The sequence below is a fragment of the Exiguobacterium sp. SL-9 genome (assembly GCF_004336985.1).
Taxonomy (GTDB): domain Bacteria; phylum Bacillota; class Bacilli; order Exiguobacteriales; family Exiguobacteriaceae; genus Exiguobacterium.
This window is the reverse complement of record NZ_SJUO01000002.1, coordinates 590,675-617,318: the sequence shown is the minus strand read 5'-3', so window position 1 is coordinate 617,318 and position 26,644 is coordinate 590,675. Positions and strand designations below refer to the sequence as shown.

Genomic DNA, 26,644 nt, shown 5'->3' with positions numbered 1-26,644 from the left:
ATGAAGGGTCAGTGAACGATAGAAATACATAGGGGGCATAACTAGCATGGAGCAATTTGAAGCATGGCTGACGAGTCTATCGAATCTCGTCTGGGGACCACATTTGTTGATTTTATTGATCGGGACAGGCATCTACTTGACGTTCCGGCTCGGATTCATTCAAGTGACACGGCTCGGCGTCGGGTTGAAAGAGGCGTTTATTCCGAAACAGAAGACGGACGCAGAAGTCGCGAAACAGAAAAAGCAGCGCGGTGATATTTCTCACTTCCAAGCGCTTATGACGGCGCTTGCCGCCACAGTCGGGACCGGGAATATGGTCGGCGTCGCGACGGCGGTCGTCCTCGGTGGACCAGGGGCCATCGTTTGGATGTGGCTCTCCGGTTTCATCGGGATGGCGACGAAATACGCCGAGGCGATTCTCGCTGTCAAATATCGCGTCGTCGATGAACGGGGTGAGATTGCCGGTGGACCGATGTATTATTTGGAACACGGCTTAAAGAAAAAATGGCTCGGCATGACGTTCGCCTTGTTCGCTTCAATCGCTGCTTTCGGGATCGGCAACGGCGTTCAGACGAACTCGATCAGTCTTGCCTTGAACACGTCGTTCGGGGTGCCGATGATCGCGACAGGTATCAGCATGATGGTCTTGACGGCGTTCGTCATTCTCGGCGGTGTCAAATCGATCGGGAAAGTCGTCGGGATTTTCGTACCGGTCATGATCTTCGCTTACGTCGGAGGCGGTCTCGTCATTCTCGTCATGAACGCGGAATTGATTCCGGGGGCGTTCGCGACCATCTTCTCGAGCACGTTCAGTGCGGAGGCCATCGGCGGTGGGGCGCTCGGTGCGGCCATCCGTTACGGGGTCGCCCGCGGCGTGTTCTCGAACGAGGCGGGTCTCGGTTCGGCACCGATTGCAGCTGCGGCGGCGAAGACCGATTTCCCGGGACGACAAGCGCTCGTCTCGATGACACAAGTGTTGATCGATACACTCATCGTCTGTTCGATCACCGGATTGACGATCGTCATGAGCGGTCAGTATACGGGCGGACTTCAAGGCATCGAGTTGACGCAAGCGTCGTTCGCTTACTTCCTCGGCCCGATCGGTGAACTGATCGTCACCATCTCACTCGTCTTCTTCGCCTTCTCGACCGTGATCGGTTGGTGTTATTACGGCGAACGATCGGTCTATTATCTGCTCGGGGAGAAAGCAATCGTCCCGTACCGGATGATGTATATCCTCGTCGCCGGACTTGGGGCGATGACGACGAATTTGAACTTGATTTGGGCCATCTCAGACGTCTTTAACGGACTGATGGCGATCCCGAACTTGATTGGTCTCTTATTCTTGTCGGGTGTCGTCGTGGCCGAGACGAAGCGTTTCGAGATCGAACGGCAAAAAGAACTGCGGGAGTCGGCCGCTTGACCAAAAAGGAAGCATCCTCACGCGAGGACGCTTCCTTTTTTCATACTTTGAATTGACCGATCAACTCGCTCAACTCGTCCATTTTCTGTTGCGACATCTCGGTGGCCCGGTTCAACTCGCTGAAGCGGTCGACCGACATCGTCACTTTCTCGGCAATTTCTTGGGTCCCGAGCGCACCGTTGTTGACGGTGACGGCCACGTCTTGGATGACCCCAATCATATTCGAGGTCAACTGTTCGAGCTCGACAGCGGCGTCAGCGAATTCCGAGGCGGTCGCCTCAAATCGACCGGCGTCCTCGCTGTAACGTTCGGCCGCTTCCTCGAGCTGGTCATAATCTTTCAATACGTTCGTGTCGAGGAATCCGAGCATCTCGCTCGACGTGTCGTTCAAGTGGTCGACCGAGTGGAGGACGGTCGTCGAGATGGTCTGAATCCGTTCGACGGTCGACCGGCTCGTCTCGGCGAGTTTTCGAATTTCATCAGCGACGACGGCGAACCCGCGCCCTGCCTCACCGGCCCGAGCGGCTTCAATCGAAGCGTTCAAGGACAAAAGGTTCGTCTGGGCGGCGATGTCGAGAATGTCATTCGTAAGCGTCGCAATCTCCCGGACGGCTTTGGCGTCTTGCATCGCTTTCTCCAAGTTGACACGTGTCGACGACAGGACACTGAGTGCGGATGCTTTCGCCTCGACGGCATGGTCACGCAACGCGACGGCCCGTGCGTCGACTTGTGCGGCTTCGACTTTTCGCTCAGCTGCCATCGTCACGATATGGTGGAGTGTCCGTTCCATGTCCGACGCCGAAGCGTTCATCTCTTGGGCGCTAGCGGCCGTCTGTTGCATACCGGCCGTCAAATCCTCTGTTGTCGCGGCAGTGGCTGTCATATACGTATCAAGCGCTTTCAATTCGTCATACATGTGTGTGGACTGTTCGGTCACGCCATGCGACACGCCGTTCACTTGGAGAATCAGTTGGCGCAGGTTGGCGATGAATTGATTAAAGTCGCGGGCGAGACCCGAGAATTCGTCGCGCCGTTTTACCGGGATCGCCGTCGTCAAATCGCCTTCGCTCGTGGCCAGTTCCCGCATCTTCACTTTAAACTCGTTGAGCGGTTCAAAGATGGAGCGGAAGATGAATACCATCATCAATACCGTGAAGACGACGGCAGCAGCCATGATAATCATAAGCGTGAGCTGGACCTGTTCAAATAACGACTCACCGTTCGCTGTGTCGGTACGGATTGCGTCGCGGTTCAAGTTGACGAGCAGGCCGAGTGTGTTGGACAAGGCGTCGGCGCTCGGTGTCGCCGTGTCACGGAAGTAGGCGTCGGCCGCGGCTTGTCCGTCTTCGTTCGAGATGCGGACGAGCTCGGTAATATTCGCTTGGAACGACGTCCATTGGTTCGTCGCTTGATCGAATAGCTCTTGGTCGGCCTGTGTGATAATCGTCGATTCATAGCCGGCCATCTGTTGTTCGAGAATCGTGACGGCTGTCTGCAGGTCGCGTTCGATGTTCTGCTTCATCACCTCGTCTTCGACCAAAGCATGTCGGGTCATGTGACGACGAATCTCAAGCAGTTGCTTGTCGACTTGGTGAATTTGGTCCATCCCTGGCACCCAGGAGTCGGTCATGTTTTGTTGCGCCGCCTTAGAGGCGTTCAGCGCATAAAATGAGTAGCCGCTCACCCCGAGCAATAGAACGAGCAAGACGGTGAAAGCGACGATCAGTTTATTACGGATTGACATAGGGATCCTCCTCGAAAAAAAGAATGCTTCTTTCTAAGCATAATGAGATTGAGGGACGGACCGAATAGGTGTTTTTGGAAACGAGTCAATAGTGTAGGCGGATTCCCTAACTTTTCAAAAAATCGTTCATCGTTGGCTAGATGGGATTTTCTTTTTTGTCTTATGAAAAAGTGGTATGATAATGGACGATGTATTGAAAACTGTTGGAGGTGGAACCTTTGGCTCGAATCACTGAAGCTGAAGTTCGGCACGTCGCCGGACTCGCCCGACTTGCGATCACAGAAGATGAAGTGACGCACTTCACGGAGCAATTGACAAAAATCCTCGAGTTCGCCGAGCAACTCGATGAATTGGATACGACGGGCGTCATTCCGACGACCCATGCCCTAGATTTGAAAAACGTACTACGCAAAGACGAGGTTCGTCCTTCACTTCCACGCGAGGAAGTCGAACGGATGGCACCTGATTGGGAGAACGGTCAAGTCCGTGTCCCAGCGGTCTTTGAATAAGGAGGCCCTTCATGAGTTTATTTGATCACGGTGTAGCCAAGCTACATGCGCTTATAAAAGATGGCGAAGTCACGGTATCCGACCTCGTCAAAGAATCATTTGACCGCATCGAGGCGACCGACGAGAAAATCGGAGCCTTCTTGACGCTCAACGAAGACGCGTTCGAACAGGCGAAACGGATGGACGAACTCGCCAAGACCTCGGACAACGCGCTCTTCGGTTTACCGATCGGCGTCAAAGACAACATCGTCACGAAAGGGACACGCACGACGTGTGCCTCGAAGTTCCTCGAGAACTTTGTCCCGGCCCATGACGCGACTGTCGTCGAGCGTCTCCATGACGCCGGTGCCGTCACGATCGGGAAGCTCAACATGGACGAGTTCGCGATGGGTTCATCGAATGAGAACTCGGCGTTCAAAGTCGTCCGTAACCCGTGGGATCCGACGCGCGTACCAGGTGGTTCGTCAGGTGGTTCAGCGGCAACGGTCGCGGCCGGCCAAGTACTGTTTAGCCTCGGCTCGGATACGGGTGGCTCGATTCGTCAGCCGGCGGCCTATTGTGGCGTCGTCGGGATGAAGCCGACGTACGGCCTTGTCTCACGATACGGCCTCGTCGCGTTCGCCTCGTCGCTCGACCAAATCGGTCCGCTCACACGAACGGTCGAAGATAACGCCTACTTGTTGAACGCGATCGCCGGTCATTGCGACATGGACTCGACGTCAGCGACGGTTGACCTTCCAGACTACACGAAATCGCTTCACAGCGACATTAAAGGCATGAAGCTCGCGCTTCCAAAAGAGTTCATGGCTGAAGGCGTGTCGGACGGTGTCCGCAAACAAATCGAAGAAGCGGTCGAGACGCTCAAATCACTCGGGGCGACGGTCGAGACCGTCTCGCTTCCGACGGTGAAATACGCGCTCCCGACGTACTACTTGCTCGCCTCGTCAGAAGCATCTTCGAACCTCGCCCGCTTCGACGGCATCCGTTACGGACGTCGTGCTGAGGCCGATGCGCTCGAAGAAGTGTTCACGTACTCGCGCGAACAAGGTTTCGGGGAAGAAGTGAAACGCCGCATCATGCTCGGGACGTATGCGCTCAGTTCAGGTTATTACGATGCGTTCTACAAAAAGTCGCAACAGGTTCGCACGCTCATGAAGCAAGACTTCGCGAACGTGTTCGCCGACTACGATGCGATTATCGGACCGACTGCGCCGACGGTCGCGTTCAAACTCGGTGACCAGCTCGAAGATCCGCTCACGATGTATGCCAACGATATTATGACGATTCCGGTCAACTTGGCGGGCATCCCGGCCATCTCGGTACCGGCTGGCTTGTCAGAAGGCCTCCCGGTCGGTTTACAGATCATCGGGAACCATTTCAGTGAACCAACACTCTACCGCGTGGCCCATGCTTTTGAACAAGCAAACGGCGGTTTCAAGATGCCACAGCTCTAAGGAGGACGTACGATGAACTTTGAAACGATCATCGGGATCGAGGTGCACGCCGAGCTGAGCACGAAGTCGAAGATTTGGTGTGGCTGCTCGCGCACATACGGTGCCGAAACGAATACACAGACGTGTCCGATTTGTCTCGGACACCCGGGCGTCTTGCCTAAATTGAACGAAGAGGCGGTCAATCTCGCCATCAAGGCCGCGATGGCACTCAACTGCGAAATCGCGACCGACACGAAATTCGACCGCAAGAACTATTTCTATCCGGATACGCCGAAAGCGTACCAAATCTCGCAGTTCGATCAGCCGATCGGCTTCAACGGTCACGTCGACGTCGAAGTCGATGGTGAGATGAAACGATTCCGCATCGAACGCGTCCACCTTGAGGAAGACGCCGGGAAGATGAACCACACGGGCGAGAAACACTCGGTCGTCGACTTCAACCGGACCGGCTCACCACTCATCGAGATCGTCAGTGAAGCCGATATGCGCTCACCGAAAGACGCCGTCGCGTACCTCGAGCGCTTGAAAGAAGTGCTCTCGTTCGCGGGCGTCTCGGACGTCAAGATGGAAGAAGGGTCGCTCCGTTGCGACTGTAACATCTCGGTCCGTCCGTTCGGTCAAGAGCCGTTCGGCACGAAGACAGAGCTTAAAAACTTGAACTCATTCTCGAACGTCTTGAAGGCGCTCGAGTATGAGGAAGACCGTCATCGTAAATTGCTCATCAAGGGCGGCGTCATGCGTCAAGAGACGCTCCGTTTTGATGAGGCGGCGAAGAAGACGATCCTCATGCGTGTCAAAGAAGGAGCGGCCGATTACCGCTACTTCCCAGAGCCGGACCTCGTCCGTCTCGAAATCGATGAGGCATGGAAAGAACGCATCCGCGCCACGCTTCCAGAACTTCCGGTCGCACGCCGCGAGCGTTATATGAACAACTACGGCTTGTCGGCTTATGATGCCAAGGCACTCACGTCGACGCGGGAGTTCTCGGACTTCTTCGAAGCGACGACGGCTGCCGGTGCCGAACCGAAAGCGGCCGCGAACTGGCTCATGGGCGAAGTGCTTGGTCACTTGAACAAATCGGACGATACGATCGAGACGATGAAATTGACGCCGAGTTCGCTCGCAGAGTTGATTCGTTTGATCGGAGAAGGTACAATTTCTTCGAAGATCGCCAAACGCGTGTTCACTGCCATGATTGAAGAAGGCGCCGAGCCGAAGGCGTACGTCGAAGCGAACGGTCTCGCCCAAATCTCGGACGAGAACTTGCTCCGCGGCTACATCCTCGACTTGTTCGAAGCGCATCCGCAGATGATTGAAGACTTTAAGAACGGGAAAGACCGTGCCAAAGGCTTTATCATCGGGCAAATCATGAAGCAGACGAAAGGGATGGCGAACCCGGCACTCCTCGATGGCTTGTTCCACGAAGAGATCGCCAAACGCTAAACAGGCGGCGAGGCACTTGTGTCTCGCTTTTCGCTCGACTTGAGCATGGGGAGAGAATAGTATGCAACGAAAACGCGCACGGGTCATCTATAACCCGACATCTGGAAAAGAAGTGATCAAACGGGAACTCCCGTACATTTTGAACCGCCTCGAGGATGCGGGTTATGAGACGTCGACGTACGCGACGAAAGCGATCGGCGACGCGACGCTCGAGGCCGTTCGGGCCGCTGAGGCCGAATTCGACTTGATTATCGCGGCCGGTGGGGACGGGACGCTAAACGAGGTCATCTCGGGACTCGCCCCGCTCGACACGCGTCCGACGATCGGGCTCATCCCGGTCGGTACGACGAACGACTTCGCCCGGGCAATGCGGATTCCGCTCAACGTCGTCGGTGCCCTCGACGTCATCTGTGACGGGTTCGAGATGCCGGTCGACCTCGGTGAGATTGAAGGAGAGAAAGGCGACATCCACTACTTCATCAATATCGCCGGCGGCGGCATCATGACGGAGCTGTCGTACGAGGTCCCATCGAAACTGAAGACGGCGCTCGGACAGCTCGCCTATTACGTCAAAGGGATGGAGAAGCTTCCACTCATCAAGCCGACGTATATCGAGCTCGAGCACGATGAGGGCACGTTCAGCGGCGAGGTCATGATCTTCCTTACGTCGAACTCGAACTCGGTCGGCGGTTTTGAGAAGATTTCGCCGCACGCGTCATTAAACGACGGACTGTTCGACTTGTTCATCTTGCGTAAGTGTAACTTGTTCGAGTTCATCCACGTCGTCCGTTTGTTGCTCCGTGGTGAGCACTTGTCGAGTCCGCTCGTCGAGCACGTCAAGACGGGACGCGTCAAGATGAAGACGACGACGGAACCGATGAGTCTCAACATCGACGGCGAATACGGTGGCGAATGCACGGGCGAGATGCGAAACTTGTTCCGTCACTTGACGGTGCTCGCGCCGAACGCGCGCATCCGTGAGATGGAAGACTTGAACGCCCAGTATGAACGCGAACAGATGATTAAACAGCTGTTCAACGTAGCGAACGAGAAAGCAGAATAACACGGCTCGGCGTGGCGCACACGCCGAGCTTTTCGTTCGCTTGGAACGGGTATGAACCAATACACACTATTTTTTGAATCGGGAAAGGAGAGACTCATGCTACCAGTCCAAAAGAATGACCGTCTCGACGTCCATATCCACGACCTCACGCACGAAGGCGCGGGCGTGGCACGCGTCGACGGTTACACGTTGTTCGTCCCGAATGCGCTCCCGGGGGAGACCGTGGAGATTGTCGTGACGAAGACGAATAAACAGTACGGGTTCGCCCGCTTGATCGATGTGAAGCAAGCGAGTAAGGACCGGGTCGAGCCACCGTGCCCGATTTTCTATCAGTGCGGGGGCTGTCAGCTCCAGCACTTCAGCTATGACGGCCAGCTCCGTCAAAAACGGGACCGTGTCGTCGATGCGTTGAAACGACTCGGTCAGTTCGACGTGCCCGTCCACGAGACAATCGGCATGCCGGAACCATGGCGTTACCGCAACAAGGCGCAAGTGCCGTTCAAAGACGAGGCCGGTCGTCTCGTCGCGGGTTTCTATCGTCCACGTTCGCACGATATCGTCGAAATGAAGGAATGTCTCATCCAAGACGAGCGTAACGATGAGGCTGTCCAAGTCGTCCGTGACGTGCTCGCGGCGCACGGCGTCCCCGCATATGACGAGAAGACCGGGCGAGGCGTCATCCGCCACGTCATGGCCCGTTACGGGTATCATTCGGGTGAATTGATGATCGTCCTCATCACGAAGACGACGAAAATCAAAGGCGTGAACGAGATCGTCGCCGACATCTTGAAACGTCTCCCGGACGTGACGTCGATCATGCAAAACGTCAACCCGGACAAGACGAACGTCATCTTAGGGTCGACGAACAAATTGTTATATGGCCATGAGACGATTGAGGATAAGATCGGTGGACTGACGTTCACGATTTCCCCGCACTCGTTCTTCCAAGTCAACCCGGTCCAGACGGAGAAGCTATACGGCAAGGCGCTCGAATACGCGCAACTCACCGGGACCGAACAAGTCGTCGACGCCTATTGCGGCATCGGGACAATCAGTCTGTTCCTCGCCCGGAAAGCGGCGCATGTGTACGGCGTCGAAGTCGTGCCGGAAGCGATTGAGGACGCGAAACAGAACGCGCTCGTCAACGAGATCGACAACGTGACGTACGCCTGTGGCGCAGCGGAAGATGTGCTGCCGCAGTGGAAGAAGGATGGCATCAACCCGGACGTCATCGTCGTCGACCCACCACGTAAAGGCTGTGCCGAGTCGTTCCTCGAGACGATGGTCGAGATGGCACCGAAGCGGATCGTCTACGTGTCGTGTAACGTCGCGACGCAGGCACGCGATATGCGTTATCTTGCCGACCGTGGCTACAAATTAGTCGAAGTGACCCCGGTCGACATGTTCCCGCATACGGCGCACGTGGAGACGGTGGCGTGGCTAGAAAAAATAGAATAAACTGAAAGAAATGACCTTCGATTTGTGGAAATCGGAGGTTTTTTTAGGGTCAAGACGATAAGGAGCGTGTGGATGAAGATTCAGCGTTATGTAGAGTTAGAACTTGATGAGACATTGAGTAATGAAATCAGTGAGTTGTTGGTGGTGTCATTTGAACCGCTCTATCCGAATCGTCGATATTTCAAGCAATTGCCTCACCTCCGTCTTCTCGCTTTTGGGGACGAAGGTCAAGTCGTTGGTCATGTCGGACTAGACTATCGAGTGATGAATTTGAACGGGGAACCGATTCACGTTCTTGGTGTGATTGATTTATGCGTCAAAAAAGAGATGCAGGGCGACGGTATTGGTAAGGCGTTATTGGATGAGGTCATTGATGTAGGAGAGACGAATCAAGTCGATTTCCTCTTATTGTTTGCGGACCGACCTGATCTTTATTTACGAGCGGGATTCAACCATGTCGACAACATGTGTACGTGGCTCCAAATCGACGATGAACGGCAGACGACACGTGGAATCGGGGAAGCCTCCTTTGATGAGTTGATGATTCGGCCGGTCGGTGATAAAGCATGGACGGAAGGTCATTTAGATTTAGTAGGCTACTTGTACTGAGAACTAAAGATTTTCTCATGAAAAGGAGTGAAGAGGATGCGAAACGTGACAAAAGTGATCCTAGGTATAGTGGGAGTAGCCGTCCTGTTGATTGGGTGGTGGCTCATTTCGCCTATTTTCTTGAACGAGACGGTTGATGAGGGACTTCCGCCGACGTCAATTGACGCAACTGTAGATGAAGAGGGCGAAGGCGAGGAAGCGACGGAACCCCCGTCGTCTGAGGAGGATGGAACCGCAACGGAGTTTACCGACTTGGCAGGAGTGTTCATGGATGGAGAAAAGAACTATGAAACGTCAGGGAACATTCAAACGATCCGTGCAGAAGACGGCGTGTACTTGCGCTTCGAAGATTTCCAAACGACAAATGGGCCCGACTTGTTCGTCTATTTGATTCAGCCGGGGATGGAGACGACAGAAGGGATTCGTCTAGGCGCGTTAAAGGGCAATACCGGGAACCAAAATTATTTGATTCCTGAAGATGTCGATCTCACGCAATACACGACCGTCGTGATCTGGTGTCGGGCGTTCGATGCAACGTTTGGTACGGGAGAGTTAAGTCCACAATAACGCGAACACATTAAAAGTTAAGGCCTTCATCTAATGACATTAGAAAAACAACAACCTTAGTGAGACCGATGCACGGTTCCATTGAGGTTGTTGTTTTTTTTGAATTATGATTCATCATGGTCTGTAGAGAATGGCTTTTCTTCGTAACTAGAAACGTTGTACGAACCAATTGTGCGATATTTTTCAGAAAAAGTGCCACTATCTGACAAACTAGCAGAGAAGTCGATAGATAAAGCATCATTTATGACTTTGTGTAAATAGGTCGGATCTGGCGCTTCATTAATTGCGGCCATGACGAGGGCATTTCTAAGGTAACCAGCGTTATTAGAGAGCAGTTCTGCATTAAAAGGCAAATTATGATGTTGAGCGAAAAGTTTCATGAGAACAGAAACGGTACGGGTATTCCCTTCGCGAAAAGGATGAACCCGCCACAAATCTGTCATTAGCTTAGCGAAATAGATGGGCAGTCGTATATTTTGATGGGTCCATGTGATTTCTTGTTTCCAATCAAAGATAGATGCTAAGTCCGTTTGAATCTGCAAAGAATCACTGTAAATCACAGATATGCCGCCCAAAATTCGCTCATTTTTATAGATATTGATTGAGCGAAAATCGCCGGCCCATTCATATAGTTCGTTGAATAGATGTCGATGGATTTGTTGTAGAGCATGATAACTATCGAAGTCTACTTTCGAAATGAGCGATTCGATTTCTAACTATGTTTGCAATGATAAGTTGCGCTTCAACAGTAATCAGTTGTTGCTCGTCAGTTATCCCAAGTTTATTTATAAGCACACTTGTATTGGGGTAAACGTAAGGATCCATTAGGATTGCTGTGCTTTCGTATACTGCTCCATAATGGCTTGTTTAAACTGAGCTGAAGTGATCTCGCCATTTTCATATCGACTTAGCAATTTTTGTGTGAAAGGACTTGGTTTCCCCCCATCGATTGCAGCCATACCAACTGCAAATTTCACTTGTTTTTGACGTTCGATGTATGAGTTCTTGTCCACTTTTCTCACCCTTTTCACTTGGATTAACTTATTTACAATTATATCATACACGATGAACTATAAAATCGTTGTGCAACTTAGCGCGATTAGCTTGGACTCGTAGTCAGCACCCGAGGATTTTGTGAAGAAAGTGCTGTGTTTCAATTGACGAATGTTTGAAAAGAACAACAATCATTTAGCATGTACAATGGAGCGGATCGAATATTGGCACGAGCATAACAATGAGTATGAAAGAGCCGTGTTCATGACGAAAGACTAAAAGACTCCTCAAGCAAGCAACCTTCAATCGTAGATTAGAGGGTTCTTGCTTCGTCATGATCGGAACGCGTGTACGAAGAGACTGCGTTTTGCGGCTAGTAGGGTCAAGCCGCTCCGCTCGGCAATTTCCTCGACGACCTGTTCGACTGTAAGGTGATTGGTCTCGATTTTGTCATGCGTGATGTCGTGATGAAAGGCGTAGAGACAGCGGTCAATTTGCGCCTTACCCCATGAATTGAACCATTCAAAGCGTTGATTCAAACGCTTGTTAAGTGTTCTCTTATCCGCGTGGAGAATATAATGGTCGACCCGAATCCCGTCACGTTGTAGGGCTCCGATGATTTCATCATAGTAGAGGCGGTCCACGATCGTCATCGGGACAACGATTACGCCATCGTATGAACGAGCAATCTTCGCCAACATCTCAGCATTAAACGCCCGCCATTCCGGATGACGTTGGAAGTCAGGCAGTTGCATGTCTTTGGGCAGATTGTCGCGAATGAAAAAACCGACTTGTTCCGGGTCATACAAAAAGGCGTTTGGCAACCGTTGTTGCAATTGTTTGGCGGCTGTCGTCTTGCCTGAACCGAAAGCGCCGTTGATCCAAACGATCATCTTGATCAACCCTTTCAAAATATGTTCTGTATTATCATTCTAATTGTCCTGACGATTGTCCTGTGAAAAATAAAAAAAAGACGGACTGTCACGCAGCCCGTCTCATATTTACAGCACTCTTCTGACCGCAGTTTCTTGTTCAGGAGCAGTGTCTTCACGCATCGCGTTGATTTCTTTATATTCGTTCGTATCTTTCCACAACTCGTCTTTCAACGGATTGAGTTTGTATTTGACGATCCGTGTCACTTGCCAGACGGCGAGGACGACATTCAGCGCCAAACTGAGGAGGGCGATCGTCCAGTTCGCTGCCGGGTTGTACGACACACTCACGTTGAACGTGCTACCGACAGCAAAGAAGTAAGGGAACGTCATGACCCACATCATCCAAAATGTGAGCGTCTGGGCGCGGTTTTGCATCCATGTGCCTTTTGCCCAAAGCAAGGCGGGAACCGTCGCGGCGATGTTCAAAGCGAATCCTGAATAAAAGGCGTTGCCCGGTGCGCATGAATAGACGTAGGCGATGTTCCAGATGCCGTAAGCGACAATCCAAAGTTTCGTCTGGTCCGGCCAGAGCATGTCTTTTTTCTTACCGGATGTGGCGAAGATGCCGACCCAGCCGCAGATGAGGAGCAAGTTCAAGATTCCCGCGACGGCGTTCACATAGTTCCAACCGCCCGAGATGTAGTACATTCCATCGACCATACCTTCAAATCCCATGATACCGACTTGGAACTCTCGAACGACGGCCTCAGCGATGTTGAGTGCCAAAATACCTGGGACGAGCATCAAATACCATGGATGTTTCTTATGATAATCCGTGAAACGGATGACCATGTAAATCAAACTTCCGGCTAATGCTGAATACACTTTCACCCAATGGAACCACGAGGTGATTTCAGGATCGGCGGTAAAAAACCAAATCGGGGTCAAGGCGATTGGTACGGCCATAAACATGAAGATACTCGCTGTTTTGCTAGATCGGACGATTTCATTCAACCCGATCAATAGACCGAATACGACGAACCACATCACGACATTGTACCAAGGGATAGACTCAAAGAAGAACATACGATAACACTCCTTTCATTTCTAAATGATAGTGATGAAGCAACGATAAAAAGATGATGTCACTAAACATACCGAACGTTCGTTATGTTTATGTGAAAAGTGTAACAAAGTAATGAAAGCGGTGTCAATATGATTTGGCACGTCACCGTGACATGTCATAATTCGGACAAATCATTATGATATAATTAGCCATTATTACGTGAGGAGCGTCGGAGCAGATGATGAACGAAGGAAAACAAAAGATATTAGAAGCGGCGCGAGCGACGATTATCGAAAACGGGATTCAAGGTACGACGCTTCGGGGAATCGCAAAAAAAGCAGGGTTTAGCACGGGGGCGATCTATCATTATTACAGTTCGAAAGAGGCTATTTTATATGACGTGATGGACGAAGGATTAGGTGAGATTCGTCGAATCGCGACCGTCTCGATTGAGGACAAGAAAGAGGCCCGCGAAATCATTCAAGAAATCTTCGATGGGATGCAAGACCGACTCAAAAAAGATGCGGAAAGCCGTTTGCAGTTTTATTTGGCCCATGAGGCGATGCTCGGGAATGTGGAGTTACAAAATAAGTTTAAAGAAAAATATGTGGATTGGATCAATCGCGTCGAAGCCATCTTTGTGAGAGCGTATGGCGTTGAACGCGGACCTTCGACGAGAGCGGTCGCCGCCTGGACGATGGCCGCAATTGATGGAATGGTGCTCCAAACGTTATTGAATGTTCAAGTTGTCGAGTCTGTTCATACGAATCGAATATTGGAGTATTTGCTGCAGGACGGGTTTACACACTTCTTTAAAATCATTGAAAATGAACAACGCTGAGCTTTTTAAAGTATTGTCAGTTGATACATTCCCGCGTCCATAATAAGATAGATAAAGTGATTTTGTTGGATTGACTACGAAAGGGAATGATTTGACATGAACGAAAACTTCTGGCGCGATCTGCCGCGTCCATTCTTTATACTTGCCCCGATGGAAGACGTGACCGATGTCGTCTTCCGCCACGTCGTCGCCTATGCGGGACGCCCTGACGTCTTTTTCACCGAGTTCGCTAACTCGGACAGCTACTGCCACCCGGAAGGGAAAGGTAGCTTGCGCGGACGCTTGACGTTCACCGAGGACGAACAGCCGATGGTCGCCCACATTTGGGGCGACAACCCGGACTACTTCCGCGAGATGAGCATCGGGATGGCCGAGATGGGCTATAAAGGCCTCGACATCAATATGGGTTGCCCGGTCCCGAACGTGGCGAAGCGCGGCAAAGGGAGCGGACTCATCCTCCGTCCTGACGTCGCGGCGGAACTCATCCAAGCGGCGAAAGCCGGCGGCATCCCGGTCAGCGTCAAGACACGTCTCGGTTTCGCGAAGCTTGACGAGTGGCGCGATTGGTTGACGCATCTCTTGAAGCAAGATATCGCCAACTTGTCGATTCACTTGCGTACACGTAACGAGATGAGTAAAGTCGACGCGCACTGGGAGATGATTCCTGATATTGTCAAACTGCGTGACGAGATCGCACCGGACACGCTCATCACGATCAACGGTGACATCCTCGACCGTCAGATGGGATTAGAACTCGTCGAAAAGTATGGCGTCGACGGCGTCATGATCGGCCGCGGGATTTTCAAGAACCCGTTCGCGTTCGAGAAAGAACCGCGTGAGCATTCGATGGAAGAGTATCTCGATTTGCTTCGTCTCCAACTTGACCTGCAAGATAAGTTCCAAGAAGAGGTGCCGCGTTCAATCTCGAACTTGCACCGCTTCTTCAAGATTTACGTGAAAGGATTCCGCGGGGCGAGCGACCTCCGTGTGAAGCTCATGGACACGAAATCGACAGACGAAGTGCGAGCGCACCTTGATGCGTTCGTTGAGAACTATCATAGAGAAGAAGCTGCGCTTGCCGAGGCAGCGTTGACAGTTGAATAAGTTTTACCGGGATTCAGTGTATACTGGATCCCTTTTTTCTTGTAGTCAACTACCTAAAATTAGGATATACTCAATATATCGGAAGCCGATATATCGTCAGACGAAGTAAAGGGGACGAATTATGAAGAAATCAGTGGGAAGCATCGCTTTGACAGAAGCGGTCTACTATGTGCTGCTGTCGCTACAAGTCCCGAGGCACGGATACGGCATCATGCAGTTTGTAGAAGAATTGAGCCATGGTCGCGTCCAGTTGGCGGCGGGGACCTTATACGGGGCACTCAGTAGCCTGGTGGAAAAAGGATGGATCGAGGCGGTCGAAGGAGCGAGTGGGCGAAAGAAAGAGTACACCATTACGATAGATGGACAATCTGTGCTCGAAGCCGAACTCGTGCGCCTTGAAGAACTTGTTATAAACGGAAGACAGTGGATAGGGGGAAATCGACCGTGACAACAAAAACAATTTACCGCGTTTATGTCGATTATGAAAAAGAAGAGCAGTGGCTGAACGAGATGGCGGAACAGGGGTGGTTGCTAGAACGATTCAAGATCGGACGTTACGTGTTTAGTAAAGGGGAGCCAGGTGCATACATGTATCGTATTGAATTACTGGAAGAACTTCCGAACCATCCTAAGTCTACAGCTTACCTTGAGTTTTTAGACGAGATGGAAATCGAAGTGGTCGATACATCGTTCCGATGGATTTTTTTGCGTAAACGTACTGAAAACGGACCGTTTCATCTCTATTCTGATTTTGACTCGATGATTGCGAAAACGAATCGTGTGTTGCAATTGTATCAACTTGTACTGCTCGTCAATATCATCGCTATTTGCATCAATGTGATTGGTCCATTCGCAGTATGGGTGATTTGGCCGAACCTCGCGCTTGCCGCGTTCATCGCCTATTTGATTCAACAGCAAACGCGAAAGCTGCGTACGTTAAAAGGACTGCGGGCAATCGCGGAACAAGACTGAAAACGGAAGACATGAAGATGAGTTGAGATTTGGAAAGTATGGGTCGATGAACAGACGGAACCAAGCGTCAAGACGATCACACGCGACGACTTGACGACTGATGCGCTGCGATTTTTAGGTGCAGACGGGTTCGAGCGGCCGGAATGCCTTCGCGTGACAAAAGCATAACCTGACCGAACGAGATGTCTCGTTCGGTTTTTTTGTTTTGTCTCCTCACTTGAAAAAGACTGCTATATTATGAGGAGAAGAGTCAGGAGGGAATACCATGCACATTTTAATCGTTGAAGACGACCGGACGATCGCCTCCGGTCTCCAATATTCGCTCGAACAAGAACAATTCACGACGACGTTGTGCCAGAACGCAACCGACGCGACGCGAATCATCGAGCAACAGTTACATACCATCGATCTGTGTCTATTCGATTTGTCGTTGCCGGACGGGAGCGGCTATGACTTATGTCGGCTCGTAAAACAACAACAGGATACGCCCGTCATTTTTTTGACGGCGTTCGATGATGAAGTGAACGTCGTCATGGGACTCGATATGGGAGCGGACGATTACATCACCAAACCGTTCCGTATCCGAGAACTCATCTCGCGGATTCATTCGGTGTTGCGCCGCTACAATAAGCAGACCAGTTCGCCTATTCTGAAAATCGGGTCAGTCGAAATCAATACGCAAGACGCGAAAGTGAAAAAGGACGGGGATGAGATTTTATTGACGGCGCTTGAATACCGCTTATTGCTCATCTTCGGCAGACATACAGGACAAGTGTTGTCCCGCGCCCAACTACTCGATCAGATTTGGGACATGGGTGGGGATTTTGTGAATGACAATACGTTGACTGTCTACATTAAACGGTTGCGCGAGAAGCTCGAAGATGACCCACAGCGCCCGACGTTGATTAAGACGGTTCGTGGCATCGGCTATAAGGTGGAGGGTTAACATGCTACGAAATAGAGAAGTTCGAATCTATTTATTGAGTCTCTTTGTGATCATCGGCTTGGCCGTGAGCGTCGCGCTGTTCATCTCGATTGAGGCTACGCTCCTTGTCGCGGTCTTATCGATTGTATTCGTCGCCGTGACCTATCGCTTCACGGTGTGGCGCTATCGGGAAATCGAACAGCTCTCGAGCTACATCCAAGAGATCAGCAACGGCAACTATAAACTCGACGTCCGCGACAACCGTGAAGGCGAGCTCAGCCTGTTGAAGAGCCAAATCTATAAAGTGACGAAGATGCTGTCGGAACAAGGGACGCATCTCGAAGAGGACAAGCAGAAGTTGACGGATGCCATCTCCGACATTTCCCATCAGCTGAAGACGCCGCTCACGTCGATGACCGTCATGGCTGACCTGCTCAGTGACCCCAGGCTATCGGATGACAAACGTCAAGAGTTCACGCATAACGTGCAAGTGCAGCTCGAGCGGATGGAGTGGCTCGTCTCATCGTTACTTAAACTGTCTAAAATCGATGCCGGGACGATTCAATTCAAACGAGAACCGGTGTCCGTCCCCGCCCTCATTCAAGCTGTGACTGAACCGATGCTCGTGCCGATCGATATTAACATGCAGCGGCTCCAAGTCACAGGTGAGGATGACGTCACGTTCGAAGGCGATGTGAAGTGGACGACCGAGGCGCTGATCAACATCTTGAAAAATTGTGTCGAGCATACACCGGAACAAGGTGAACTGTTCATCGAGTTCAGTGAGAACACACTGTATACGGAAATCGTCATTCGCGATACGGGGAGCGGCATCGCCAAACAAGACGTCCCATATATCTTCCAGCGTTTCTATAAAGGCGTGAATGCGAGTGAGGACAGTGTCGGGATTGGGCTCGCCATGGCCCACAGTATCATCACGAGCCAGCAAGGTGAATTGACCGTCCGCAGTGAAATCGGCGTTGGGACGGCGTTTCAAATTCGATTCTACAAAGCGATCGTGTAAGTGACGAAACAGTCACTTTTGAGTCACGGACGTGTCACACTCGCTCGGTACACTCAAAGTAGATCAAGTACTGGAGGGTGCAAACATGAATATATTAGAAGTACAACACTTATCAAAAGTATACGGGAAAGACGAGATGGAAGTACGGGCGCTCGATGACGTATCGTTCACTGTGAAGAAAGGCGAGTTTGTCTGTATCGTCGGACCATCGGGCTCAGGGAAGTCGACGCTGTTGCATTTGCTCGGCGGTGTCGACGTCCCGACGAGTGGACAGGTGTTGATCGACAATACGGATATTTACAAGTTGGATGAGACACAGCTCGCCATTTTCCGCCGTCGTCAAATCGGTTTGATTTATCAGTTTTACAACTTAATTCCGATTTTGACGGTCGAGGAGAACATCACACTACCGATGTTGTTGGACGAACAAAAAGTCGACGCCGCCCATTTGGAGCGCATCATCGGCATCCTCGGGCTATCGAACCGGATGACGCACCTACCGAACCAACTGTCTGGCGGACAGCAACAACGCGTCTCCATTGGCCGGGCACTCATTAGTAATCCGGCCATCATCTTGGCCGATGAGCCGACAGGGAACTTGGACAGTCAAAACAGTGAAGAGATTATGAGCCTTCTGAAACTGTTCAACAAGAAGTTCAATCAGACACTGATCATCATCACACATGACGAACGGATCGCCTTGCAAGCCGACCGCATCATCTCAATTGAGGATGGGAAGATTGCGAAGAACGAGGTCGTCCGCTCATGAACATCATCCATAAAATGACGCTTCGACACTTACGCGAGAACAAGCGGCGCTCGCTTGTCACCATCATCGGGGTCATCATCTCGGTGGCAATGATCACGGCTGTGACGACGCTCGGTTCGTCGTTCCTGGACTTGATGATTCGTCAAGACATCGCAGATAACGGGGAATGGCACGTCAAATATGTCAATACGAATGAAGAGCAGGTCGAGGCGATTCGAAATGATGCATCGACGAAGGATGTCATCCTTTCAAGTGACGGCTATGCAGAATTAATGGATTCACAGAATGCCTATAAACCGTACTTATACGTCCGGAACTATAATACGTCAGGGCTCAAGAACTTTCCCGTCGACTTGACGGAGGGACGCTTGCCGAACAAAGAAGGCGAAGTCGTCATTTCTGAGGCCATCCGTCAAAATGCGCAAGTCACGTACAACATCGGGGACGAATTGACGATTGAAATCGGTGAGCGTGTGGATGAAGAATCCGGCCGTGTATTGACCCAAAACGAGGGTTTGGTCCGCGAAGGGGAGACGATTCTTGAAAAGTTGAAAATCGAGGATACGGTGACGTTGACCGTCGTCGGTACGATGGCGCGCCCGGCCTGGGAGCCGACTTGGTCGCCAGGGTATACGGTCGTCGGATACATTGACGACAAAGCATTGAACGGTGCGACCGTCGATACGTTCGTCGCCTTGAACGACGTGAACGGCTCGATCTATGAGGATACGAAACAAGTGATGAACGAACAGAAGATCGAAGGCATTGCGTATAACTCATCGTTGCTCCGCTATTATGGGGTGACGGATGATGACGGCTTGCGCAAGACGCTGTACGGGTTCGGTGGCATCATCATGGCGGTCATCGTCATCGGCTCGATTTCGCTCATCTATAACGCCTTTGCCATCAGTGTATCCGAGCGTTCGCGTTATCTCGGGATGCTCGCGAGTGTCGGGGCGACGAAACGGCAAAAACGGAACTCGGTCTTCTTTGAAGGATTGATTATCGGTGGGATTAGCATCCCGATTGGTATCATCGCCGGGGTGACCGGGATTGGGGTCACGTTCCTGTTCATCAACGCCTTTGCGGAGAAAGCGCTCAATGTGACCGAGAAGTTTGAGGTCGTCGTCACACCAATCACGCTCCTGTTGACGGTCCTGATTTCGAGCGTGACGATTTTCATCTCGTGTTATCTGCCGGCACGCCGCGCTTCCAAAATTTCTGCGATTGACGCGATTCGTCAAACCCAAGATGTTCGACTGACATCGAAGAACGTCAAGACGTCAAAGCTCGTTCGCCGCATCTTCGGTTTGGAAGCGGAGATCGGGCTGAAAAATACGAAACGCAACCGGAAACGGTATTTGGCGACGGTGTTTTCGCTCGTCATCAGTATCGTGCTGTTTTTAGTCGTCAGCTACTTCACAGACCGGCTCGGACAGTCACTCGAGATGTCACAAGGCACGTACGAGTTCGACATTCTCGTGAACGGGTCGAATCTCAGTAAAGATGACTTACGTCGCTATGAGACGTTAGACCATGTGACGAGTGGGACGTACTTCGAGAACACGACCGTCCAGACGATGGTCGACGAAGCACGGTTACCGAGCGCAGTCACCGAGAACGAAGACTTGGCATTCAACTTCGGTGATGGGAAATTCATGTATTACGTCTCCCTCTATCAATTGGATGACGCCAGCTTCGATGCGTACTTGAAGCAAATCGGGGCAGACGCTAGCAACTTTGAAGATGAAGAAATGCCGGGTGCCGTCTTGATTGATGAAATCTCGTATCAAGACGTGGACAAGAAAAAGTTCGTCAACTCGAAGACGATTGAGACCGAAATTGGTGATACGCTCGAACTCCGGGACGAGAACGCAACGGACGGCACGACACCGCTCAAAACAATCAAGATCGGCGCCATGACCGACGTCGCCCCGACCGGTGTGATGACAAGTTCACTCGGGTGGCTTGATGTGATTGTCCGAGAAGGGACCTTTGAAGACGATGCGATTGGTCAATTGATGCAACAATCGAGCCCATCAATCGCCTTGAACACAAGCAATCCTGACGCGACGCAACAAGTGATTGAGGCGGAACAGAACATGGACCAGTACATCTTCAACGTGTCGGAGCAACGTGAACAGCAAGAGCAAGTGTTGTTGCTGTTGTCGATTTTCGTCTACGGGTTCATCGTCTTGATCTCGCTCATCTCAGTGGCGAACATCTTCAACACGATCTCGACGAGCGTCTCGCTACGGCGCCGCGAATTCGCGATGCTGCGGTCGGTCGGGATGACACCGAAAGGGTTCAACAAGATGGTTTATTATGAGAGCATCTTCTACGGCGTGAAAGCATTGGCGTATGGAATCCCGGTCAGTATTCTCTTCATGTACCTCATTTACCGGGCACAGATCAACACGTTCGAAGCAGCGTTCACGTTGCCGTGGGGCGATATCTTGTTCGTCACGGTCGTAATTTTCCTGATCGTTGGTTCTTCGATGCTGTATGCCATCTCGAAAGTGAAGTCGGATAATATTATCGACCGGTTGAAGCAAGAGAACAATTGATGATTGGCACACAGTCATTAATAAAATAGGTGTAAAGGGATTCAGCATCTACTGAATCCCTTTTTTTGTAAAATGAGTAAGAAGAAAGAGGTAGGAGAGTGGACATCGGAGAATTTATAAGTGTTCAGAATTTGTGCACGGTCGATTACGTAGATGCGATGGAGAAAATGACGCGCCGTCATCCGGAGATTTAAGCGTATCAAACGTCCCTGTTCCAGCAACTGTATCGTGCCACCCAACAAGAAGTGAGGTAACACTTAGCCCAGTTGATACCAAGACGGAAGCATTCATGATGGAACGGTTCCGTTAACGGGAACGGGAAATGGAAGAGAGGAGGACTACGATGACAGAGCAGAATTGGCGAGCGTCGGGTGTAGGACTCGGACTGGTGTTTGGAGCCGGAATGGGTATCATCGGATCGCTCCTATTTGATTTTGAACTGGTGTATGGGATTGCGGCAGGTACGGCACTCGGCTATCTCATTGGACTCGTGATCTCAGTGACCGGAAAGAGATAACTAAATAATAGGAGTGACGAGGATGATCACAAAGAAAATTAGGCAGTGGTTTCGAACAAAAAAAGTTCACGAGGAGAGGGAAGAAGTACTTGAAATCACATTCCGAGTAGGAGGATTCGGAATTGCAAACGAATCCAAACTGACATTTTTTCCAAACGGGACGGCTGTCCGATCTATTGACCGGCAAGAATATGAACTTCAGCCAGGCGATACGTTCGTCAGATATAAGGAAGCAGAAGCACAAGGTGTATACGCGGCGTTTATAGCGTTAGGGACGGAGGCGTGGCCGTCTACGTTTGAAGACGAAGACGAGTGGTTGACCCGCGACGGGACACAATGGAGCTTGACCATTACACAGCCAGACAGCACCACACGGACATACGACGGTAGCAACGCGTATCCAGATAACTGGGAGGATGTCATAAAACTGTTCGGCATTTCGTGAATCAAAAGGAGGAAATCATATGGACCGCACAATCACCGTCAAAGGTACAGGGAAAGTATCGACCAAGCCCGATTTGATTGTCGTGAGAATGGATTTGTCGTCAAGAGCCGTCCGTTATGAGGAGACGATGAACGGGGCGGCACTCGCCGTCACGCGGCTCCAAAAAGCGATTGAGCAGGCGGGCTTCGCGAAGACGGATTTAAAGACGACCGACTTCTCGATTGACACGGACTATGAGAGCTACCGGGACAAACAAGGCAATTACAAGTCTCGGTTCCGGGGTTACGTCTGTCAGCAGAAGACGAAACTCGAGTTCCCGCTCGATACGAAACAGTTGTCCTCGGTCATCGAACACGTCAGTAATTCGCTAGCCGAACCGAAACTGTCCATCTCGTTCACGATCAAGGATGCGGATTCGGTTCAAGACGAACTGCTCGCGAGTGCGGCGGCGAACGCGCGCCATCGGGCCGAACTGTTGGCAAAGGGTGCCGGGGCGACGCTCGGCGATTTGCTTCAAATCGACTATACGTGGGGCGAGCTCCATCTTTACTCGCCGACACGCCTCACGCTCCATGACGAGGTGCTCTTCTCGGAGGCGGCGATGCCGGAACTCGAACCGGACGAGATTGACTTGAGTGACTCGGCGACGTTCGTGTGGGCGATTCGATGAGGCGCGTCATCGGATTGGTGTTGCTGCTTCTGTCTGTCTCTTTGTCGGCTCAAGCCTTATCTTGGGCGTATGCGTTCGTCGTGTTAGATGGACGGGTGTATGAAGTGATGGATGTTGCCGTATTGGAGGCTGATTTAGGTGAAGTCGTCGGCGAGGTGAAGACGATGGCCGACGATATGGATGGCAGCTATTACGGGGATGCCTCGAACATGTATCCGATTGGGACGACCTATCGAGAAGTGAACGGGGAAGCGATAGAGGATGCACTCGCGGTCGAGGACGAGTCGGGATGGAAGAGGGCCGAGTATCGGCATGACGCCCCGTTCAGCATGCGTGACCATCTGGATAAGGTGGCATATGGATTCGTCGGACTCGGCCTCGTGGTTTTCGTCATGTATCGATTTAGGAGGACAAGATGAATCTATTCGAGTTTGAAAGATATGTATCACGGCGAATCGAGGACCGTGGCTACAGTTACTATATGAGCGGGAACCTCGAATTAGTGTCACAAACTCGAAATACGTACTTGTTTAATGTAAATGGCAGTATCGTTTATCGAGTGGAGGTTACATGTGCGAACGAGTGGATGATTCAATCGTCATGCGATTGCCCCTATGATCAAGGCACGTGCAAACATGAAGTCGCAGTTTATTATTGGTTACGCAATCGGCTTTCACCGGGGTCACCGTTTGATTTAGCAAAAGAACTCAGTAAGTTGAAAAAGGCCGAGCTCATCGATGTGATGTTGAAGCTGGTGCATGACCCGGATATTCATCATCGATTGGCGCACGACTTCACACCGCCATCAAGCAATCCAAAAACATTCGTTCAAGTATGTGAGCGAGAAATTGTCGGAAAGTTTTCAAATGGCACGATTCATCAACAAGAAATGAAGACCTTGAAACGTTATCTGTTTCGTAAAATAAATGTGATTCAGTCAGATGAAAATCCTATATCACGCTTATTCAATAGTATTTCATTTCTTGATATCGTCACTCCGACAATCATGAGATGTGAGACGTTTATCCATCTGTTGTTCGCTGTGCGAGACGAGATCACTGATTTGATGGTATCAGCCATTGAGGAAATCCCGAAGGCGGAACGAGACATGGTTCTTCAACGTTTCATTTTGATATGGCATGAACTGCATCTGGCCGTTTACCATGACGTTCATGTTCAATTGTTGAAAGGGATTGTCCCCATCTATGAAGGGGATAAGACGTTTCTCATCGACCAAATCGATCGGTTCAGAAACACGCACGCCGAGGCTAGTGACTTGGAGCACCTGGACGAGTTCACGAAAGTGTTAACAGAAGAAAGTTGATAGGGTGATAATCAAGTATGGAAATAGGGAACAGACTCATGTAGGGATCACCCAGTCTTGGAGAGAGAAGGGACAGACATGAAAATCCTCATCATTTTTGACTCGATGTACGGATGCACCGAAAAAATCGCATATGCCATCAAGGACGGGTTCAACGACTTGCACCAAGTTGACATCATGCAAATCAGCCATGTCGGGTACGGCGACCTCGCCAACCTCGATTTGTTCATCGTTGGTTCGCCGACGCACGGCGGACGCGAGACCGAGGACGTGAAGACGTTTCTCGACGGCTTGTCGGACCATGCACTACGTGGTACGCGAGCTGCAGCCTTCGATACGAGTATGGCCGAAGAAGATCAAGGCTTTTTTGTCGGGAAGATTGTCAAATGGTTCGGCCACGCCTCGACCCGGATCGAGCAGCTCTTATTGGATAAAGGAGCGGAACCGGTGTTGAAAGAGTCGTTTATCGTCCTTGATAAAGAAGGACCACTCAAAGACGGAGAGCTCGAGCGGGCGACCGAATGGGGTCGTCACTTGATGGACAAATAATCTGGCGCGTTCCTGATGGGACGTGTCTTTTTTGACTCGGAATTGTCCGAAGCGTTCGCAAAACGGGTAAATATAAGGGTAGCTCTTTTACGTGGAACGGAGGGAGAATGATGAAAAAATGGGAACGTGACGTCCTCATCGGTTGGATCGTCGTCTTGTTGGTGCTCGTCGCGCACTATCTCATCACGGTGTCGCTCGGCAACACGTATTTCGCTGAATCGACATTGAATCGGATGCTTTGGCTCAGTAGTTTCCCGGCCTTTTTAATCGCCTTTCTTGCGGCCCTCTTCCAAAAAACAAATACACTCACGTTGGCTGTTCGCCGTGCTGTCATCTGGACGGCTGAGCTCGTCGTAGCTTTCTCGCTCGTCGCCTGGCTCTTTCGAGCGTTCGAGACGTTGTTTGTGAGCCCGGGCGCTTATTGGTTGTTTGGGGCGGTCCTCCTCGCTCCGCTCGTCTACTTGTTCGAGTTCCGGCGTCAAAACCGTGGGACGAAAGCCGGCGCCCACTAAATTTAGAAAACGTCTCCGTCATAGAGGCGTTTTTAGTCTGGACAGGAATGGGAATGGGGTACAGAAGACAAGAATGGAGGGAATCACCATGAGTCATTATTTTTCATCATCGTACGAGGAGTCGCGTGAGAAGTTTCTCGCTTTACTCGACAACGTTAAAACCTACTATCCGACAGCCCGCGTGATGTCCCACTCGATTGGCGAGGATACGATCGACTTGATCATCGGTGAGCCGGCGGGGTCACGCAAGGCGGTGCTTCTCATGACAATCGGCGAGCACGGTATCGAAGGGTACGCCGGTGCCGCCGTGACGCATCAGTTCGTCGAGACGCAGCTCGAAAATCTTCGACACGAGTCGACGGGGATTTGTCTCATCCATGCGGTCAATCCGTGGGGGATGAAGCACTTCCGTCGCGTCAACGAGCATAACGTCGACTTGAACCGGAACTACGTCATCGATCGTGAATCACTCCCGCGTAACGTCAATAAAGAGTATGAAGTCATGCGTCACTTGTTCGTCCCGGACGGCGTCATCGATGACTATCACGAGGCGCGCGAACACATCTACTCGTTCCTCGGTTCTGGTATCAAGCTCGACGGGTTTGACGCGATGACCGAGGCGAAGGGGATGGGGCAATATCAGTTCCCGAAAGGCGTCTATTATGGCGGCGAGTCGGATGAGCCGTCCGCCATCTTTTTGAAAGAGGTGCAACACGATTTGCTTGAGCGCTATGACCGCGTCGTCCATATGGATTGGCACACGGCGCTCGGCCCGACGAACGAAGTGACGATGGTCATCAGTGAACGGGACGGCCGTGATGTCGACGAATTAAAGCAGGTATATGAGTTGAAGAATATTCAGACGTACGACCCGACCGACGTCCTCGGGGACTCGACGAACCATTTCTATTACGTGCGGGACACGCATCATCCAGAGAAAAAACTCGTCTCGGCGTTGTTCGAGTTCGGGACGTTCGGGACGTCGACGAAAGCGACGATTCGTGAGTTTTTGACAATCATCCTCGAGAACCGGCTCTACTTCGAAGGGACGAAAGATCCGGAAGCCAGGAACGGCATTCGAAAAGAGTTTATGGCCATGTTCTATCCGGATGATGAGTCGTGGCGGACGTCCGTGTTACGCGAAGGGGCGGGCGCGATTGAGCATGTCTTGAAAGGCGAATCGCTTTGGCGCCACAGTTGATAGGTTTCTACTTCGGTCAA

29 protein-coding genes are annotated in these 26,644 nt (G+C 51.3%); 24 read left to right on the top strand and 5 right to left on the bottom strand.

Translation table 11 applies throughout. From position 1 onward, the window contains the following. The first annotated feature begins 46 nt into the window (after positions 1-46). The gene (locus EVJ34_RS07630) at positions 47-1,423 is read left to right on the top strand and encodes an alanine/glycine:cation symporter family protein (protein ID WP_131485151.1); all 1,377 of its coding nucleotides are present in this window, start codon (positions 47-49) and stop codon (positions 1,421-1,423) included. A 40-nt stretch (positions 1,424-1,463) separates the two neighbouring features. Here EVJ34_RS07630 and EVJ34_RS07625 read toward each other — a convergent pair whose 3' ends face one another. After that, the gene (locus EVJ34_RS07625) at positions 1,464-3,167 is read right to left on the bottom strand and encodes a methyl-accepting chemotaxis protein (protein ID WP_131485150.1); all 1,704 of its coding nucleotides are present in this window, start codon (positions 3,165-3,167) and stop codon (positions 1,464-1,466) included. 218 nt (positions 3,168-3,385) lie between these two features. Between EVJ34_RS07625 and gatC the strand changes: the two genes are divergently transcribed. From gatC to EVJ34_RS07590, 7 genes are all read left to right on the top strand, one after another. After that, on the top strand, positions 3,386-3,676 hold the full coding sequence (gatC, locus tag EVJ34_RS07620) for an Asp-tRNA(Asn)/Glu-tRNA(Gln) amidotransferase subunit GatC (RefSeq protein WP_021066487.1): 291 nt from the start codon (positions 3,386-3,388) through the stop codon (positions 3,674-3,676). Between the two features lie 11 nt (positions 3,677-3,687). Next, positions 3,688-5,130 (top strand): Asp-tRNA(Asn)/Glu-tRNA(Gln) amidotransferase subunit GatA, encoded by a 1,443-nt coding sequence (gene gatA, locus EVJ34_RS07615; RefSeq protein WP_131485149.1) that lies wholly within the window; start codon positions 3,688-3,690, stop codon positions 5,128-5,130. Positions 5,131-5,142: 12 nt separating this feature from the next. Then, on the top strand, positions 5,143-6,573 hold the full coding sequence (gatB, locus tag EVJ34_RS07610; protein ID WP_131485148.1) for an Asp-tRNA(Asn)/Glu-tRNA(Gln) amidotransferase subunit GatB: 1,431 nt from the start codon (positions 5,143-5,145) through the stop codon (positions 6,571-6,573). Between the two features lie 61 nt (positions 6,574-6,634). After that, entirely contained in the window at positions 6,635-7,636 is a 1,002-nt protein-coding gene (locus tag EVJ34_RS07605) for a diacylglycerol kinase (RefSeq protein WP_131435468.1), read from the top strand. A 96-nt stretch (positions 7,637-7,732) separates the two neighbouring features. Next, the gene (rlmD, locus tag EVJ34_RS07600; protein WP_131485147.1) at positions 7,733-9,094 is read left to right on the top strand and encodes a 23S rRNA (uracil(1939)-C(5))-methyltransferase RlmD; all 1,362 of its coding nucleotides are present in this window, start codon (positions 7,733-7,735) and stop codon (positions 9,092-9,094) included. A 72-nt stretch (positions 9,095-9,166) separates the two neighbouring features. Further along, positions 9,167-9,703 carry a GNAT family N-acetyltransferase gene (locus EVJ34_RS07595; RefSeq protein WP_131485146.1) on the top strand — a complete coding sequence of 179 codons (537 nt, stop codon included), beginning with the start codon at positions 9,167-9,169 and terminating at the stop codon, positions 9,701-9,703. Between the two features lie 36 nt (positions 9,704-9,739). Then, the gene (locus EVJ34_RS07590; RefSeq protein ID WP_131485145.1) at positions 9,740-10,270 is read left to right on the top strand and encodes a DM13 domain-containing protein; all 531 of its coding nucleotides are present in this window, start codon (positions 9,740-9,742) and stop codon (positions 10,268-10,270) included. A gap of 104 nt (positions 10,271-10,374) precedes the next feature. On the opposite strand, the gene EVJ34_RS07585 is transcribed toward EVJ34_RS07590, so the two are convergent. From EVJ34_RS07585 to EVJ34_RS07570, 4 genes are all read right to left on the bottom strand, one after another. Next, the gene (locus tag EVJ34_RS07585) at positions 10,375-10,926 is read right to left on the bottom strand and encodes a Fic family protein (protein WP_236636676.1); all 552 of its coding nucleotides are present in this window, start codon (positions 10,924-10,926) and stop codon (positions 10,375-10,377) included. Positions 10,927-11,094: 168 nt separating this feature from the next. Next, a complete protein-coding gene (locus tag EVJ34_RS07580) occupies positions 11,095-11,283 on the bottom strand; it encodes an antitoxin VbhA family protein (protein WP_201739670.1) in 189 nt (62 codons plus the stop codon). Between the two features lie 312 nt (positions 11,284-11,595). After that, positions 11,596-12,156, bottom strand: a complete 561-nt coding sequence (locus EVJ34_RS07575) for an AAA family ATPase (protein ID WP_131435458.1) — start codon at positions 12,154-12,156, stop codon at positions 11,596-11,598. A gap of 108 nt (positions 12,157-12,264) precedes the next feature. Next, on the bottom strand, positions 12,265-13,224 hold the full coding sequence (locus EVJ34_RS07570; protein ID WP_131485143.1) for a DUF5692 family protein: 960 nt from the start codon (positions 13,222-13,224) through the stop codon (positions 12,265-12,267). Positions 13,225-13,442: 218 nt separating this feature from the next. Between EVJ34_RS07570 and EVJ34_RS07565 the strand changes: the two genes are divergently transcribed. From EVJ34_RS07565 to EVJ34_RS07495, 16 genes are all read left to right on the top strand, one after another. Beyond that, the gene (locus EVJ34_RS07565; protein ID WP_131485142.1) at positions 13,443-14,045 is read left to right on the top strand and encodes a TetR/AcrR family transcriptional regulator; all 603 of its coding nucleotides are present in this window, start codon (positions 13,443-13,445) and stop codon (positions 14,043-14,045) included. A gap of 96 nt (positions 14,046-14,141) precedes the next feature. Then, positions 14,142-15,149, top strand: a complete 1,008-nt coding sequence (locus EVJ34_RS07560; protein ID WP_131485141.1) for a tRNA dihydrouridine synthase — start codon at positions 14,142-14,144, stop codon at positions 15,147-15,149. A gap of 121 nt (positions 15,150-15,270) precedes the next feature. Then, on the top strand, positions 15,271-15,597 hold the full coding sequence (locus tag EVJ34_RS07555) for a PadR family transcriptional regulator (RefSeq protein WP_131485140.1): 327 nt from the start codon (positions 15,271-15,273) through the stop codon (positions 15,595-15,597). Continuing rightward, a complete protein-coding gene (locus EVJ34_RS07550) occupies positions 15,594-16,121 on the top strand; it encodes a DUF2812 domain-containing protein (RefSeq protein WP_131485139.1) in 528 nt (175 codons plus the stop codon). Before EVJ34_RS07555 ends, EVJ34_RS07550 begins: the two co-directional genes overlap by 4 nt. Before the next feature lie 265 nt (positions 16,122-16,386). After that, positions 16,387-17,067 (top strand): response regulator transcription factor, encoded by a 681-nt coding sequence (locus EVJ34_RS07545; RefSeq protein WP_131485138.1) that lies wholly within the window; start codon positions 16,387-16,389, stop codon positions 17,065-17,067. Position 17,068: 1 nt separating this feature from the next. Continuing rightward, a complete protein-coding gene (locus EVJ34_RS07540; protein WP_131485137.1) occupies positions 17,069-18,070 on the top strand; it encodes a sensor histidine kinase in 1,002 nt (333 codons plus the stop codon). An 85-nt stretch (positions 18,071-18,155) separates the two neighbouring features. Then, positions 18,156-18,839 carry an ABC transporter ATP-binding protein gene (locus EVJ34_RS07535; RefSeq protein WP_131485136.1) on the top strand — a complete coding sequence of 228 codons (684 nt, stop codon included), beginning with the start codon at positions 18,156-18,158 and terminating at the stop codon, positions 18,837-18,839. After that, positions 18,836-21,406, top strand: coding sequence for an ABC transporter permease (locus EVJ34_RS07530; protein ID WP_131485135.1), 2,571 nt, complete (start codon positions 18,836-18,838; stop codon positions 21,404-21,406). The genes EVJ34_RS07535 and EVJ34_RS07530 overlap by 4 nt, the downstream gene beginning before the upstream one ends. A 343-nt stretch (positions 21,407-21,749) precedes the next feature. Further along, positions 21,750-21,923 (top strand): hypothetical protein, encoded by a 174-nt coding sequence (locus EVJ34_RS15710; RefSeq protein ID WP_161568890.1) that lies wholly within the window; start codon positions 21,750-21,752, stop codon positions 21,921-21,923. Positions 21,924-21,945: 22 nt separating this feature from the next. After that, entirely contained in the window at positions 21,946-22,368 is a 423-nt protein-coding gene (locus EVJ34_RS07525) for a hypothetical protein (protein ID WP_131485134.1), read from the top strand. 19 nt (positions 22,369-22,387) lie between these two features. Beyond that, complete coding sequence (locus tag EVJ34_RS07520) at positions 22,388-23,038, top strand: SIMPL domain-containing protein (protein ID WP_131485133.1); 651 nt, start codon at positions 22,388-22,390, stop codon at positions 23,036-23,038. Beyond that, entirely contained in the window at positions 23,035-23,457 is a 423-nt protein-coding gene (locus tag EVJ34_RS07515; protein WP_131485132.1) for a hypothetical protein, read from the top strand. Before EVJ34_RS07520 ends, EVJ34_RS07515 begins: the two co-directional genes overlap by 4 nt. Continuing rightward, positions 23,454-24,362, top strand: a complete 909-nt coding sequence (locus EVJ34_RS07510; protein WP_131485131.1) for an SWIM zinc finger family protein — start codon at positions 23,454-23,456, stop codon at positions 24,360-24,362. The genes EVJ34_RS07515 and EVJ34_RS07510 overlap by 4 nt, the downstream gene beginning before the upstream one ends. 78 nt (positions 24,363-24,440) lie before the next feature. Then, positions 24,441-24,911 (top strand): flavodoxin family protein, encoded by a 471-nt coding sequence (locus tag EVJ34_RS07505; RefSeq protein ID WP_131485130.1) that lies wholly within the window; start codon positions 24,441-24,443, stop codon positions 24,909-24,911. Between the two features lie 110 nt (positions 24,912-25,021). Then, on the top strand, positions 25,022-25,423 hold the full coding sequence (locus EVJ34_RS07500) for a hypothetical protein (RefSeq protein WP_131485129.1): 402 nt from the start codon (positions 25,022-25,024) through the stop codon (positions 25,421-25,423). A gap of 88 nt (positions 25,424-25,511) precedes the next feature. Then, positions 25,512-26,624, top strand: coding sequence for a M14 family metallopeptidase (locus tag EVJ34_RS07495; RefSeq protein ID WP_131485128.1), 1,113 nt, complete (start codon positions 25,512-25,514; stop codon positions 26,622-26,624). Positions 26,625-26,644 lie beyond the last annotated feature (20 nt).